The sequence below is a fragment of the Streptomyces sp. NPDC020681 genome, from assembly GCF_044334895.1.
GTDB lineage: Bacteria > Actinomycetota > Actinomycetes > Streptomycetales > Streptomycetaceae > Streptomyces.
Map to the genome: position 1 here is coordinate 513,785 of NZ_JBIRTX010000005.1, position 13,415 is coordinate 527,199.

The 13,415-nt window shown below is 71.0% G+C and carries 14 protein-coding genes; 2 read left to right on the forward strand and 12 right to left on the reverse strand.

Features of this window, described 5'->3' with window-relative positions:
• Position 1: 1 nt before the first annotated feature.
• The 7 genes from ACH4YL_RS15340 to ACH4YL_RS15370 form a co-directional block, all read right to left on the reverse strand.
• Positions 2 to 697, reverse strand: coding sequence for a demethylmenaquinone methyltransferase (locus ACH4YL_RS15340; RefSeq protein WP_398507780.1), 696 nt, complete (start codon positions 695 to 697; stop codon positions 2 to 4).
• A 32-nt stretch (positions 698 to 729) separates the two neighbouring features.
• Positions 730 to 1,362 (reverse strand): hypothetical protein, encoded by a 633-nt coding sequence (locus ACH4YL_RS15345; protein ID WP_398507781.1) that lies wholly within the window; start codon positions 1,360 to 1,362, stop codon positions 730 to 732.
• Positions 1,359 to 2,108: a hypothetical protein gene (locus ACH4YL_RS15350; protein ID WP_398507782.1), complete on the reverse strand. Its 750-nt coding sequence runs from the start codon at positions 2,106 to 2,108 to the stop codon at positions 1,359 to 1,361. The genes ACH4YL_RS15345 and ACH4YL_RS15350 overlap by 4 nt, the downstream gene beginning before the upstream one ends.
• Positions 2,105 to 3,478 carry a hypothetical protein gene (locus tag ACH4YL_RS15355; protein ID WP_398507783.1) on the reverse strand — a complete coding sequence of 458 codons (1,374 nt, stop codon included), beginning with the start codon at positions 3,476 to 3,478 and terminating at the stop codon, positions 2,105 to 2,107. Before ACH4YL_RS15355 ends, ACH4YL_RS15350 begins: the two co-directional genes overlap by 4 nt.
• A 32-nt stretch (positions 3,479 to 3,510) precedes the next feature.
• Complete coding sequence (locus tag ACH4YL_RS15360) at positions 3,511 to 4,107, reverse strand: imidazolonepropionase-like domain-containing protein (RefSeq protein WP_398507784.1); 597 nt, start codon at positions 4,105 to 4,107, stop codon at positions 3,511 to 3,513.
• A gap of 7 nt (positions 4,108 to 4,114) precedes the next feature.
• Positions 4,115 to 5,314, reverse strand: a complete 1,200-nt coding sequence (gene mqnC / locus ACH4YL_RS15365; protein ID WP_398507785.1) for a cyclic dehypoxanthinyl futalosine synthase — start codon at positions 5,312 to 5,314, stop codon at positions 4,115 to 4,117.
• Between the two features lie 104 nt (positions 5,315 to 5,418).
• On the reverse strand, positions 5,419 to 7,059 hold the full coding sequence (locus ACH4YL_RS15370) for a serine/threonine-protein kinase (RefSeq protein WP_398507786.1): 1,641 nt from the start codon (positions 7,057 to 7,059) through the stop codon (positions 5,419 to 5,421).
• A 201-nt stretch (positions 7,060 to 7,260) separates the two neighbouring features.
• On the opposite strand from ACH4YL_RS15370, the gene ACH4YL_RS15375 reads away from it, so the two are divergent.
• Positions 7,261 to 8,307, forward strand: a complete 1,047-nt coding sequence (locus ACH4YL_RS15375; RefSeq protein WP_398507787.1) for an alpha/beta hydrolase — start codon at positions 7,261 to 7,263, stop codon at positions 8,305 to 8,307.
• Positions 8,308 to 8,329: 22 nt separating this feature from the next.
• Here the strand turns inward: ACH4YL_RS15375 and ACH4YL_RS15380 are convergent, their stop codons facing one another.
• A complete protein-coding gene (locus tag ACH4YL_RS15380) occupies positions 8,330 to 9,226 on the reverse strand; it encodes a menaquinone biosynthetic enzyme MqnA/MqnD family protein (protein WP_398507788.1) in 897 nt (298 codons plus the stop codon).
• A 317-nt stretch (positions 9,227 to 9,543) separates the two neighbouring features.
• Between ACH4YL_RS15380 and ACH4YL_RS15385 the strand changes: the two genes are divergently transcribed.
• Positions 9,544 to 9,747 carry a cold-shock protein gene (locus tag ACH4YL_RS15385; RefSeq protein WP_003967102.1) on the forward strand — a complete coding sequence of 68 codons (204 nt, stop codon included), beginning with the start codon at positions 9,544 to 9,546 and terminating at the stop codon, positions 9,745 to 9,747.
• Positions 9,748 to 9,880: 133 nt separating this feature from the next.
• Here the strand turns inward: ACH4YL_RS15385 and ACH4YL_RS15390 are convergent, their stop codons facing one another.
• Genes ACH4YL_RS15390 through ACH4YL_RS15405 form a run of 4 tightly spaced genes read right to left on the reverse strand, consistent with a single transcriptional unit; the run spans position 9,881 to position 13,408 of the window.
• A complete protein-coding gene (locus ACH4YL_RS15390; protein WP_398507789.1) occupies positions 9,881 to 10,672 on the reverse strand; it encodes an ABC transporter ATP-binding protein in 792 nt (263 codons plus the stop codon).
• A complete protein-coding gene (locus tag ACH4YL_RS15395) occupies positions 10,669 to 11,625 on the reverse strand; it encodes an ABC transporter ATP-binding protein (RefSeq protein ID WP_398507790.1) in 957 nt (318 codons plus the stop codon). The genes ACH4YL_RS15390 and ACH4YL_RS15395 overlap by 4 nt, the downstream gene beginning before the upstream one ends.
• A 2-nt stretch (positions 11,626 to 11,627) precedes the next feature.
• Positions 11,628 to 12,464 (reverse strand): ABC transporter permease, encoded by an 837-nt coding sequence (locus ACH4YL_RS15400; protein WP_398507791.1) that lies wholly within the window; start codon positions 12,462 to 12,464, stop codon positions 11,628 to 11,630.
• Positions 12,461 to 13,408, reverse strand: coding sequence for an ABC transporter permease (locus tag ACH4YL_RS15405; protein ID WP_398507792.1), 948 nt, complete (start codon positions 13,406 to 13,408; stop codon positions 12,461 to 12,463). The genes ACH4YL_RS15400 and ACH4YL_RS15405 overlap by 4 nt, the downstream gene beginning before the upstream one ends.
• Between the last annotated feature and the right edge of the window lie 7 nt (positions 13,409 to 13,415).

Here is a 13,415-nt window from a genome sequence, read left to right on the forward strand (position 1 = left end):
CTTACTCAGGCTTGGTGCCGCGGTGCAGCGCCACGATCCCGCCGGTCAGATTCCGCCAGGCCACCTTCGACCAGCCGGCCTTCTGCAGCCGCGCGGCGAGCGCCGGCTGATCGGGCCAGGACTGGATGGACTCGGCGAGATAGACGTACGCGTCGGGGTTGGAGGAGACCGCACGCGCCACCGGCGGCAGCGCCTGCATCAGATACTCCTCGTACACCGTCCGGAACGGCGCCCAGGTCGGATGCGAGAACTCGCAGATCACGACCCGCCCGCCCGGCTTGGTCACCCGGTACAGCTCGCTCAGCGCCTGGTCGGTGTCCTGCACATTGCGCAGCCCGAAGGAGATCGTGACCGCGTCGAAGACATCGTCGCGGAACGGCAGTTTCGTCGCGTCGCCCGCGGTCAGCGGCAGCCACGGATGGCGCTTCTTGCCCTCGCGCAGCATGCCGAGCGAGAAGTCGCAGGGCACGACATACGCGCCGGCGGCGGTGAACGGCAGCGACGAGGTGCCCGTGCCCGCGGCCAGATCGAGGACCTTCTGCGCCGGCCGCGCGTCGACCGCCTTCGCGACCTCCTTGCGCCACCGCCGGTCCTGGCCGAGCGAGAGCACATCGTTCGTGAGGTCGTAGTTCGCCGCCACGTCGTCGAACATCGAGGCGACTTCGTGCGGCTGCTTGTCCAGGGAGGCTCGGATCACGCACCCATTCAAGCAGCCCGGGTGCACGACCCTTACGGGAGCCGCCGCAGCCTTCTGATCCGGTGGGTCAGGAACCCGGCGAGCACCAGCATGATCACCACGAGGATTCCGAGGACCGGCCAGCCGGACGTCTTTCCCGACGGCCCTTCGTCGTTCCAGCCGTTCTCCTCCTCGTACCGCTGCTCCGCCGTGCCGGACGCCACCGCGTCGACGAAACGAGGCAGCGATACGCGCAGCGGGTCGCCGTAGTCGCCGAGCAGCGTGGCCGTCTCGGCGTCCCTTTCCACGCCGTACTCCTGCGCCACCAGATCGTCGCCGTCCTCGTCGGCGACGACATACACGCCGTCGCGCCGCAGCCGGTCGTGGACGAAGGCCAGCAGGATCTCGGGGTCGCCTTCGTACGGGTCGGTGTGCTCGTGGCGGTTCGGCGCGACCACGACATAGATCGGCACCTTGGAGGAGCCGATCCGCTTGCGGAGCCTGTCCTGGACGGAGGCGTCGAGCAGTGTGCTTCTGGCCGGGTCGACATAGACCGGATCGCGGGCGAGCCGGTCCGCGATCGCCCGCGCGCGGTCCGGCGGCTCGGCGGCCGCCGCCTGACCGGCCGGACCGATGAGCAGCAGGACTCCGGACAGCAGAAGCAGCACGGCGCGTCGCCCGGTCATCTCACTCCCTCCAGCCGGGCGTCGAGCGCGGCCCTGGCCCGGCGGACCGAGCGGGGCGGCGTCGTCGGCCTGCGGCGTACGAGCCGGACCAGCAGGATCACGAGCGGCCGCAGCACATAGCCGCCGACCAGCGCGCCCGGGATCAGGGCGGTCAGGATCTTGCCCCAGTCGTCGGCGGTGAGCCGATCGTCCGGGCGCTCGGCCGCCTTGGCGGCCGCCGCGTCCGCGGGGTCTTCCTCGTACGGGTCGTCCCAGGTCGTCGAGCCGGTGAGCTTTCCGGGCGGAGCGTCGGCGAGCCGGTCGGTGGCTCGCGCGTAGGTCAGCGCGAGATCGCGGATGCTTGCGCTGTTGCGCTCGCACTGCTGCGGGATCTCCAGGGGCTTCTTCTTCGGCAGCGTCTGGGTGTTGACGCCGAAACAGCCGTCGTCCATGACGAGGATGTATGCGCCGTTCCTGCCGGTCTTCTTGGCCAGGTCGCGGATCCGCGCGTCGTTGATGAACCCTTGGGGCACGCCCGGCAGGACGGCGACGTACACCGGTGTGCGCAGCTTCTTCAGCCCGGTTTCGAGCTTCGCCCGGTCTTCGGCCTTGAGCAGATGGCCGAGGTCCGGATCGACGTACACCGGCCGCTGCTTGAGTTCACCGGCCGCCTTCGCGACGGGGTCGTACGCGGCGGCAGGCGACGGTGCCGCCGCGCCGAAGGTGAGCAGCGCGGCCGCGGCGAGCAGAATCCCGGTCGTTTTCATGCCCTGGCTCCTTCGCCGACATCGGCGTTCTGTGCCGCGTCGTCCGCCTCGCCGTCCTCCAGGCCCTCGTCGACCCAGGTGGCGAACACGGCGAGCAGCCGCCCGGCGTCCCAGGGCGTGTTCGCTGCGCCGTACCCGGTCTGCCGCCACACCGGGTTGACGTCGTCGGACTCGTAGTACGGCACCATCTCGCCGCCGAACCGCGTGAGCAGCGGCTCGGGCCCGCGCTCGGCGCAGGACGGGCAGATCATGACGTCCACTTCGCCGTCCCTGCCCGGGTACGGCACCACCTCGGCACCCCGCTCGTGCAACGGATGGTAGAAACACGGCGGTTGGTGCTCGTACGGAACACCGTCACGCAGCGCCGCCAGCGCCAGCATCCCGATCCGGCCCAACTCGATCGCGGCCACGATGTCCGGCAGATCAATGGCCTCCAGGACGGCCCGGCCCTCCTCGTCCTCCGTCTCGAAACCGGCCGGAAGGCAGCAGATCACCAGGTCGTCCGCGAGGTCCTGGGCGATCGCCGCCACCGATCCGGCGACAGGCAGCCTGGCCGAACTCGCCGTCGCCAGCGCCAGGGTGAGGGCTTCGAGGCGGCGGTCGGCCAGCTCGTACAGCGTCTCGTACGTCGGATCGGGCAGCTCCGGGGCGGACCGCCAGTCCACCGCAGGGTCGGCGGGTGCCTGTCTGCGCCGCCGGGGCCACAGCGGCAGATCGGTGAACCGGTGCAGCAGCCCCAGCACCGCGACCGCCACCGCGCCGACCGTGCCGACGACCAGCGCCGCCTTCTCGGCCCGGTACTGCGGTGCGATGTACGCCATGTCGTCACCGGTCGTCGAAGGAGCCGTGGGCACCTGTCCGGTGCGCAGCCCGTCCACCGCGAGCACGGCGAGATCGGCGAGCGAGGTCTCCGGGTCGTCGGCCCAGCCGCGCAGCCGGTTCGAGACGGTCTCGGCGCTGCCCGCGGGCCGCACGCCGTAGGCGCGGATCTGCGTGCGGCCGTTCGCGTCGACATGGACGTACGCCCCGTCCTTGCGCAACCGGTCGTGCAGCAGCGCGAGATACGCGACGCCGAACTCGCCGCTTCCGTCGCCGTCCCAGACCGGGCTGACTGAGACGAAGACCGGGATGCCGGCGGCTTTGAGCCGGTCCGCGGATTGGTGCAGGCGCTTCATGTCCTGCGGCCCGACGGCCCCAGGGTCGAGGTGAGGACTGATGTAGACCGGCTCTTGGCGCAGCGCGTCGGCGGCGATGTCGGCCCGCGTCGGGGCCGGGTCGTCCCCGGCCGCGCTGCCGGCCGCGTTCGCTGCCGAGGCGGCCGCGAGCACCAAGGCGGCGGCTGCGGACACCACCCGCATCACAAACACCACAGGGCCCTCCCGTCACACAGGCGGGTGCCACCCTACGCGCGCCGGTATACGAGCCGTCCACCGAGTACGGTCGCGACGCAGCCGCCCGCGCCGTCCAACCTCAGTGCCCGCTCCGGAACTTCGTCCATTTCGTCCACCGGAACATCGAAGACCGCGAAGTCGGCGGGCCCGCCGGCCACCAGCCCGGCCCGCCCCGCCTCCCCGACCCGGAGCCCCGAACGCGCCACCGCCGTACGGACCGTGGGCCGGGTGAACGGCCCGGCGACCGCGACGGTGCCGTGGGCCAGCATCCGCTGGACCCCACGCCGGGCGCTCGCGCCCCAGCGCGTATCGGTCATTGCCAGTGCGGCAAGCGCGTCTCCGGTGATCGGCGCGCTGCCGAGCTCGGCCGCCTCGCGCGGGTCCGGATGGTAGGTCCGCTCCAGCAGTCCGGGGCCGTCCGGCTGGAACAGGCCCGGCGCGAGCACGCCCGGCCAGCGCCGCACCCGCGCGCCCGGATACGCGGCCACCAGCTCTTCGTACGGGCCGACGGCCACGATCTCGCGGCCCTGGACGGCGACCGCGCCGCCCGCCACGGGCTCACGCCCGCCGCCGGGCAGCAGCAGGTCCGCGACGTGGATCGTCAGCAAAACCGGCTCAGTTGGCGTTCAGGAGCTTGAGCTCCGGGTGCGCCGTGCCGCCGTCGATCGCCGTGGACGAGATGTGCGAGGCAACCCGCTCGTCGACCGGGTCGTTCGCCGGGTCGTCGTGGACCAGGATGTGCTCGTACGTCGTCGTGCGCTGCGCCGGGACGCGACCCGACTTGCGGATCAGGTCGATGATCTCGAGCCGGTTGGAGCGGTGCTTCGCACCGGCCGACGAGACGACGTTCTCCTCCAGCATGATCGAGCCGAGGTCGTCCGCGCCGTAGTGCAGCGACAGCTGGCCGATCTCCTTGCCGGTGGTGAGCCACGAGCCCTGGATGTGCGCCACGTTGTCGAGGAAGAGCCGCGCGACGGCGATGATCCGCAGATACTCGAAGAGCGTCGCCTGCGTACGGCCCTTGAGGTGGTTGTTCTCGGGCTGGTACGTGTACGGGATGAAGGCCCGGAAACCGCCCGTCCGGTCCTGTACGTCGCGGATCATCCGCAGATGCTCGATCCGCTCGGCGTTGGTCTCGCCGGTGCCCATCAGCATGGTCGACGTGGACTCCACACCGAGCCCGTGCGCGATCTCCATGATCTCCAGCCAGCGCTCGCCGGACTCCTTGAGCGGCGCGATGGCCTTGCGCGGCCGCGCGGGCAGGAGCTCGGCGCCGGCGCCCGCGAAGGAGTCGAGCCCGGCTGCGTGGATCCGGCGGATGGCCTCCTCGGCGGAGACACCGGAGATACGGGCCATGTGCTCGACCTCGGACGCGCCGAGGGAGTGGATGACCAGCTGCGGGTAGGCGGCCTTGATCGCCGAGAAGTGCTCTTCGTAGTACTCGACGCCGAAGTCCGGGTGGTGCCCGCCCTGGAACATGATCTGCGTGCCGCCCAGTTCGACGGTCTCGGCGCAGCGCCGCAGGATGTCGTCGAGGTCGCGGGTCCAGCCCTTGTCCGTGTCCTTCGGCGGCGCGTAGAAGGCGCAGAACTTGCAGGCCGTGACACACACATTGGTGTAGTTGATGTTGCGCTCGATGATGTACGTCGCGATGTGCTCCGTACCCGCGTACCGCCGTCGGCGTACGGCGTCGGCCGCCGAGCCGAGCGCGTGCAGCGGCGCTGAGCGGTACAGCTCCAGCGCCTCTTCCGGGGTGATCCGCCCACCCTCGGCAGCACGGTCCAGCACGGACTGAAGGTCGGCCTTCTCGGTCACCGGGCGTCACCTTTCGGCGGTCTTTCAGAGCATCTTCGGGCCGGTCCAGCCTACGCCAGCCACGTCGGCGACCCGCGGGCGCGGTGGCGCGGCGGGCGCACGGGTCACTCGGTCCGCTCCAGGGTGGCGCGCGGGTCGCCGGCCCGGGGCTCGTCGGAGGTGTACTCCACGTTGGAGCCGTTGAGCCGCAGCTTCACGGTGTGGGTGCCCGGCGTACAGCTGTTGCCCGCCTTGCCGCTGGACCTGCCGTCGGTGAGGAGCTCCGTCGTGGTCGCCCGGCGCAGCACCAGGTTGTCCTCGCAGGAGAGGTTCCCTAGCGCGTCGAACTGGCTGACCGTGGCGATCTTCTTGCCGACCTTGCCGGTCTTGATGACGACCGAGAAGGTCCCGGCCTCCAGCTCGCTCCCGGCGAGGCTGACCTTGAACGGACCCTTCCAGGTGCCGACGAACGCCTTCGGCACCTCGTCCACGCTCTCGCCGGGCTCGGCCGATGCGGTGGCCCCCGGACTCGACGGGCTGCTGGAGGAAGGCGGCCGGGCGCCCTGGTCGCTCGTCTTGTCCTTCGTGCCCGGCCACAGGTCGAGCACAAAGCCGCCGCCGATGGTGACCGCGGCGAGCGCGGCGGCCAGGGTCAGCGTGACCGTGCAGCTCACCCTCCGGCGGCCGTTACCCGGAAGCGGTGTACCCGGCGACGGTGTGGGCGTCGGCGTGTGCGGTGCACCGACCGGCTCCACCGGCGGCCCGAACGTCCCGAACGTCCCGATGGACGGGCTGCTGAAAGCGACCGGACCCGACGCCGCATCCGCCGGCACAGCGTCCGCCGGCTCCAGGTCCAGCAGGCTCACCGCCGACCGGCTGACCTGCTCCACCAGCGGGCCGGGCAGCCAGCCCGCGCCGACCAGCGCCGCGGCGCCGCCCGGCGCGAGCCTGCTCGCGATCTCGCCGGGCGTGGGCCGCGCGGCCGGGTCCTTGGCGAGGCAGGCGGCGACCAGTTCGCGCAGATCGCCCTCCAGCAAGCCCAGTTCGGGCTCTTCGTGGACCACCTTGTAGAGCAGCGCGGCCGAGGAGTCGCCCGGGAAGGGAGCCGAGCCGGTCGCCGCGTACGCCAGGACAGCGCCGAGCGAGAAGACATCGGCCGCGCCCGTGACGCCCTTGCCGAGGATCTGCTCCGGCGACATGTAGCCCGGTGAGCCGACCGAGACACCGGTGGAGGTGAGCGAGGCGGTGCCGTCGGTGGCGCGCGCGATGCCGAAGTCGATCAGCCGCGGGCCTCCCACGGAGCCGCCGGCCTGGGAGGTGCCCCCGAGCGTCAGCAGCACATTGGACGGCTTCACATCGCGGTGCACCAGGCCCAGCGCGTGCACGGCCGCCAGCGCCTCCGCGAGTCCGGCGCCCAGCACCCGTACCGAGTGCGCGGGCAGCGGGCCGTGTTCGGCGACGGCCTGTGAGAGCGGCGGCCCGGCGACATAGCCGGTGGCGACCCAGGGCACGGAGGCCTCCGGATCCGCGTCGAGCACCGGCGCGGTCCACTGGCCGCCGACCCGCCGCGCGGCCTCGACCTCGCGCCGGAACCGCGCCCGGAACTCCTCGTCGAGCGCGAGGTGCGGATGGATGACCTTGACCGCGACCGTACGGCCGCCGGCGCTGCGCCCGAGATAGACGCGGCCCATTCCGCCCGCACCCAGCCGCCCGAGCAGCCGGTACGCACCGATGCTCTGCGGCTCGCCCGGATCCAGCGGCTGCATCTGCACTCCCCCGATTGCCTCGCCCAGCTCTTGCTCGTGCCCTTGCCGGGCTTCCGGGATTCAGCCTAGGCCCCGGCGTGTTCGGCATCACGAGGATTGACGCCGCCCTCGGGCCGCGGGCCGGAACCGAACCGTGAGAACAGCCATCTCCCTGGGCGTAATTCACACGGCTTGTCCGAAAACACCGCTCGGAGTCCCGCCATGAAACGCCTGCCCAAAGCCCTCATAGCCGCCGTCGCCCTCGGCTCTGTCGCGCTCGTCTCGGGCTGCTCGGAGGAGGGTGAGCCGGTCTCCTTCGACGGCCCGACGGCCACGGCCACCGCCCGGCAGCCGGCCGGCGGAGGGAGCAAGGGCAACAACAACGGGGTGTCGGAGGCCGCGGCCAAGACGCTGATGCCGACCGGCCCCAAGGCCTCCTTCACCACCCAGAACAGCCTCGACGACGGCACCAAGATCGGCGTCACCACGCTGGAGGGCAAGAAGTCCGGCTTCACCGGCAAGGTCTGGGTGTGGGCGCCGAAGGAGTACTTCGATCCCACGTACGCGAACAGCGGCTTCCCGGTCCTGATCGCCCTGCCCGGCGGCAACGGCTATCCGAAGAACTACTGGATGGGCACCGACCTCAAGCTGCAGAGCAGCATCAGCAAGTGGTCGAAGGAGGGCAAGAGCCTGCCCTTCGTCGTCGTGATGCCGGTGCTCAACCCGGACGACAAGTACTACTACGACGGTAGCGACATCCCGGGACAGCCGAAGATGGGCACCTGGATGACCGAGGACGTCCCGGACTTCGTCAGGGCCAACTTCCGTACCTTCAAGTCCCGTGACGGCTGGGCCTTCATGGGCTCGTCGTCCGGCGCGTTCGTCGGCCTGAAGTCCGTGCTCCAGCACCCGGACAGGTTCAAGGCCGTGATCGCCTCCGGCCCCGACACCGTCCCGGACTCGCCCCTCTGGTCGGGCCACGAGGCGGAGCGCCAGGCCAACAACCCGGAGAAGCTGGCCAAGGCCCTCGGCGCCAAGCCCGACACCAAGGGCAACGCCGTGTATCTGGCCTTCCAGGTCGGCACCAAGGAGTCCGGGATGAAGAAGGTGCAGAACTTCGCGCGGGTCTACGGCAAGGGCCCGGTCAAGACCCGGGTCCAGGTCATCCAGGACGGCGAGCACAACGCCAAGACCTATGTGAAGGGCATGGGCGACGGGTCGATCCAGTGGATCAGCGAGCACATGCAGGCCCCGATCCCGTCGTCCTAGCGCCTGATCCGGAAGACGCGACCTAGCGGTCGGCCGTAGCCGTCAGGGGAGCGAGCAGTTCGACCCGTACGTCCGCCGGGAATCCGGTCGTCGGCCCGGTCCGGCGCGCGAACTCCCGTACGCCGGCGAGCTGCTCGGGCCCGAAGCGGAAGTCCAGCGTCGTGAAGTACCGCTCCAGCAGCTCCGCGTCGAAGGTCTCCCAACGGGCGGCCTGCTCGGCGACCTTGGTGACCTCCTCCAGCGAGAGGTCCCGCGAGGCGAGAAAGGCCTCGTGCACCTTGCGCACGACGAGGGGCTCGCGCTCCAGATACTCCTTGCGCGCCGCCCACACCGCGAAGACGAACGGCAGCCCCGTCCACTCCTTCCACATCAGCCCCAGATCGTGGACCTGGAGACCGAGGTTCGGCGCATCGTGCAGCGAGGCGCGCAGCGCGGCGTCGCCGATCAGCACGGCGGCCTCCGCCTCCTGCATCATCAGGCCGAGGTCGGGCGGGCAGGTGTAGTAGTCGGGCTCGATCTTGTACTTCTCGGCCAGCAGCAGCTGCGCCAGGCGTACGGAGGTGCGCGAGGTGGACCCGAGCGCCACGCGAGCGCCGTCCAGATGCGCCAGCGGCACCTGCGAGACGATCACGCAGGACATCACCGGCCCGTCGCAGCCGACCGCGAGATCCGGGAAGGCGACCAGCTGGTCGGCATTGCGCAGGAACTCCACGAGAGTGATCGGCGCGATGTCCAGTTCGCCGCGGACCAGCTGCTCACTGAGCTTCTCCGGGGTGTCTTTCGACAGCTCGAGATCGAGCAGGGTTCCGGTGCGCGCCAGCCCCCAGTAAAGGGGCAGGCAGTTGAGGAACTGGATGTGCCCGACGCGGGGCCGGACGCGGCGATGACCCGATGCTGTGCTCTCTGCAGGACTGTCCACATCGTGAGGCTAGACCTGCGGGGCGCGACGGGGTGCACGGGGGCGGAAGGGCGCGCCCGCGTGGCGCGCCACAGCTCCCGCGCAACCCGCTCCGAGCTGGGATTTCACCGGCCGTTCAAGATCACTTCAAACGTCCGGGTGACGTGATCTTTCCCTCTACCGCTTTGCCGACGCTGCATGCTAGGCTCGACGCCAAGTTGCAGTTTGGTTTCCCTTGCAGTACAGAGCCTGCGGAGCATGTAACCCGCAGGCTTTTGTAGTTTTCAGACTTCTTGCAGGTTCTGGAGCAGGGCAACCCTTTGGCCCAAGGAGGGCTTATGGCTACCGGAACCGTCAAGTGGTTCAACGCTGAAAAGGGCTTCGGCTTCATCGCCCAGGACGGCGGCGGCCCGGATGTCTTCGTCCACTACTCCGCGATCAACGCGTCCGGGTTCCGCTCCCTCGAGGAGAACCAGGTCGTGAACTTCGACGTCACTCAGGGCCCGAAGGGCCCGCAGGCGGAGAACGTCACCCCGGCCTAACTTGCCCGGGGTCGGCGATCGCGCACGACTTAGCAGTACCCAAGGAGCCCCGAACCGTACGGTCTGTACGGTTCGGGGCTCCTGCCCTTTGTTCTGAGGCCTTCCGGTTGTCCCGGACTTTGCCGGCCGGCGGCTACGCCGGAACCGCCGACGGGTCCCAGCCGGGCCGGGGCACCGAGGCGAGCAGCCGCCGGGTGTACGGATGCTCCGGCGCGGCCAGCACGGCCCCGGTCGCGCCCTGTTCGACGGCCGCGCCGCGGCGCATGACCAGCACGTCGTCGGTGATGTGCTGCACCACGGCCAGGTCATGGCTGACGAAGACCAGGGCCACGCCCGTCTCCCGGCGGATCTCGCCGAGCAGCTGAAGGATCTGCGCCTGGATCGAGACGTCCAGCGCGGCGACGGCCTCGTCCAGCACCAGCACGCGCGGATCCACGGCGAGCGCCCGCGCGATCGCGAGCCGCTGCCGCTGCCCGCCGGACAGCTCGTGCGGCCGCGCTCCGGCCTCCCTGGTCCCGAGCCCGACCTGCTCCAGCAGCCCGTCGGCCAGGGCGTCTTCCCGGTCGTGCAGCCGCAGTGCGGTGGTCAGGCAGCGGCGGGCAGTGAGCCGCGGATCGAGCGAGACGTACGGGTCCTGGAACACCATCTGCACCTCCCGCGCCCGCCCCAGCCTCGCGGCCCGCCCGCGCGGCGGCTTGGCTCCGCGCACCCGCCCGGCGACGGCCACGCTCCCGCTGTCCTGCCGTACGAGCCCCACGAGCATCCGCGCGACGGTCGTCTTCCCGGACCCGGACTCCCCCACGATGCCCAGGGCCCGGCCCTCGCCCACGGTGAACGAAATCCCGTCGACGGCGACGAGGCTCGTGCCGCCCGGCAGCCGGTACTCCTTCCGCAGCCGGTCCGCGACCAGCAGTGCCTCACTCATCGGACGCTCCCTTCCGGAACAAGGACGGGCGGGTGCGGGGAGACCCGGCGGCACGCCGCCGTGCCCCCGTCGGCGAGCGGCACCGGCTCAGGAGGGCCGGTGGTGCAGGCGTCCTCGGCCGCCGGGCAGCGGGGAGCGAACTCGCAGCCGGTGAACGCGTCCGCCAGCGACGGCGGGCGGCCCGGGATCGGGGCGCCGAGCTCTCCTTCGCCCAGCGTCGGCGAGCAGGCCAACAGGCCCTGGGTGTACGGGTGGCGCGGATCGCCGAAGAGAAGAGAGGACGAGCGTTCCTCGACGACCCGGCCCGCGTACATCACATAGACCCGGTCGCAGTACGCCGCCGCCAGGTGCAGATCGTGCGTGATGAACATGAGCCCGAGTCCCCGTTCGTCGCGCAGCTTTCGCAGCAGCGCCAGGATCTCCGCCTGGGTCGTGACATCCAGCGCGCTCGTCGCCTCGTCCGCGAGCAGCAGCCGGGGGCCGGACGCCAGCGCGCCGGCGATGACGACGCGCTGGAGCATGCCGCCGGACAGTTCATGGGGACGCTGACGCAGCCGCTTCGACGGGTCGGACAGGCCGACCGCGTCGAGGAGTTCATGCGCACGCTCGGCGGACGCGCCCCGTTCCGTCAGGAAGTCGCCGATCCTGCGCACCGGGTTGAGCGCCGCCCGCGGGTCCTGGTGGACCATCGCGACCGGGCCGGCCCGGTGCGCCCGCAGCGCCTCGCCGGTCAGGGCGAGCACATCCGTACCGTCGACGCGGACGGCGCCGGACGCCGACGCACCCTCCGGCAGCAGCCGCAGCACCGCCTTAGCGGTGGTCGACTTGCCGGAGCCGGACTCGCCGACGAGGCCGACGACTTCACCCGCCGCGACGCGCAGGGACACGTCCGCGAGCAGCGGCCGGGCGGCACCCGGCAGCCGCAGGGTGAGATGTTCGATGTCCAGCAGCACGGTTACCTCCGGGAGCCGAGTCGGTCGGCGGCCCAGACCCCGACGACGTTGAAGGACACGACGACCGCGGCGATCGCCGTGCCCGGGACGAGCGCCGGCAGCAGCGCGCCCTGGACGACGGCGGCCTGGCCCTCCTGGACCATCAGGCCCCAGTCGGAACTCGGCGGCTGCGCGCCGAAGCCGAGGTACGAGAGCGTCGCGAGGGACATCAGTGCCTCGCCGAAGAGCACGACCAGATAGCCGACGATGGTGCGGGCGAGGTTCGGGACGAGGTGGAACGTACAGATCCTGGCCCCGCCCATGCCCTGCACCCGGTACGCGTCGACATACGGCTTGCGTGTCTCGGCGAGCGCCACCGACCGCGTGTACTTGGCGACCGTCGGCGTGTACGCAAGACCGAGCGCCAGCACGGACGTGGTCATTCCGGCGCCGAACACCGCGATGATCAGGACGGTGAACAGCAGCCCGGGGAACGCGTACATGACGTCCGTGACCCGGGAGACCAGCGCGTCGGCCCAGCCGCCGCGCCATGCGGCCACGGTGCCGAGCGTCACGCCGAGCAGAGCGGCGATGGCCAGCAGCAGCAGCGGTGCGATCAGGCTCGTACGGGCCCCGAACAGCACCCGCGACAGCAGGTCCTGCCCGGACGAGTCCGTGCCGAGAGGATGCGCGCCGGTGGTGCCGGCCAGTGAGGCGGACAGGTCGATCGCGTCCGGTGCGTAAGGAGCGAGCAGCGGTGCGAGGACGGCGGCCAGGACGACCAGGCCGAGGAAGCCGCCCGCGGCGATGATCCCCAGGGGCCTGCGCGCCCCCACGGGAGCGAGTGTCAGCGCGGTCATGCCACGGCCTCCTTCACCCTCGGGTCCAGCAGCGGATGCACCAGATCGACGGCCGTCGTCACCGCGATGTAGCCGGTGACCATCAGCAGCAGGACGGCCTGCGCGACCGGGAAGTCATGGGTGTTGATCGCGCCGACGAGCAGCGAGCCGATGCCGCTGATCCCGAAGGCCGTCTCGACGACGACGGTCCCGGCGAGCATGCCCGCCATCACCAGGCCGCACATGGTGACGATCGGGCCGAGCGCGTTGCGCAGCACATGGCGGCGGACGATGTCCCGCTCCGGAAGGCCGGACGCCCGCGCCACCGCGACATGGTCGGCGCCGCCCGCCTCCACCATCGCCTGCCGTGTCACACGGCTGATCAGTGCGAGCGCGCCGAGCGCCAACGACAGTGCGGGCAGGGTGAGATGGTGCAGCGTCCCGGCGAGTCCTTCGCCGCTGCCGGTGACCGGGAACCAGCCGAGCTGGACGCCGAACAGCGCGACCAGCGCGATCGCCGACACGAACGACGGCACGGAAGCGGCGAGCGTCGTCCCGCCGACGACGGCCGAGTCGACCCAGGTGCCGCGCCGTACGGCCGCGAGCACACCCGCGCCGACGCCCACCACGACGAAGAGCACCGTGGCGTACACGACGAGCGCGAGCGTGGTCGGGAGGCGGGCGGCCAGCAGATCGGCCACCTGGTCGCTGTACTTGAAGGAGCGGCCGAGGTCGAGATGGAGGCAGTCCCACAGCCAGCGGCCGTACTGGACGACCAGCGGTTCGTCCAAGTGGTACTGCGCCCGCACCAGTTCCAGCTTTTCCGGCGTGAGCTTGTCGCGCCCGCCGGCCAGGAAGACGGCCGGGTCGCCGGGCGCCGCGTACACCGCTGCGAAGATCACGAACGAGGCGGCGAAGAGAGTGGCGAGCAGCCCCGCCAGCCGCCGGGATGTCCGGGCGAGCATCAGCGCA

Coding starts and splice junctions, on each gene's coding strand:
- ACH4YL_RS15390 (WP_398507789.1), bottom strand. CDS start 10,672: ATGAGTGAGGCACTGCTGGTCGCGGACCGGCTGCGGAAGGAGTACCGG.
- ACH4YL_RS15375 (WP_398507787.1), top strand. CDS start 7,261: ATGAAACGCCTGCCCAAAGCCCTCATAGCCGCCGTCGCCCTCGGCTCT.
- ACH4YL_RS15400 (WP_398507791.1), bottom strand. CDS start 12,464: ATGACCGCGCTGACACTCGCTCCCGTGGGGGCGCGCAGGCCCCTGGGG.
- ACH4YL_RS15370 (WP_398507786.1), bottom strand. CDS start 7,059: ATGCAGCCGCTGGATCCGGGCGAGCCGCAGAGCATCGGTGCGTACCGG.
- ACH4YL_RS15405 (WP_398507792.1), bottom strand. CDS start 13,408: ATGCTCGCCCGGACATCCCGGCGGCTGGCGGGGCTGCTCGCCACTCTC.
- ACH4YL_RS15350 (WP_398507782.1), bottom strand. CDS start 2,108: ATGAAAACGACCGGGATTCTGCTCGCCGCGGCCGCGCTGCTCACCTTC.
- ACH4YL_RS15345 (WP_398507781.1), bottom strand. CDS start 1,362: ATGACCGGGCGACGCGCCGTGCTGCTTCTGCTGTCCGGAGTCCTGCTG.
- ACH4YL_RS15385 (WP_003967102.1), top strand. CDS start 9,544: ATGGCTACCGGAACCGTCAAGTGGTTCAACGCTGAAAAGGGCTTCGGC.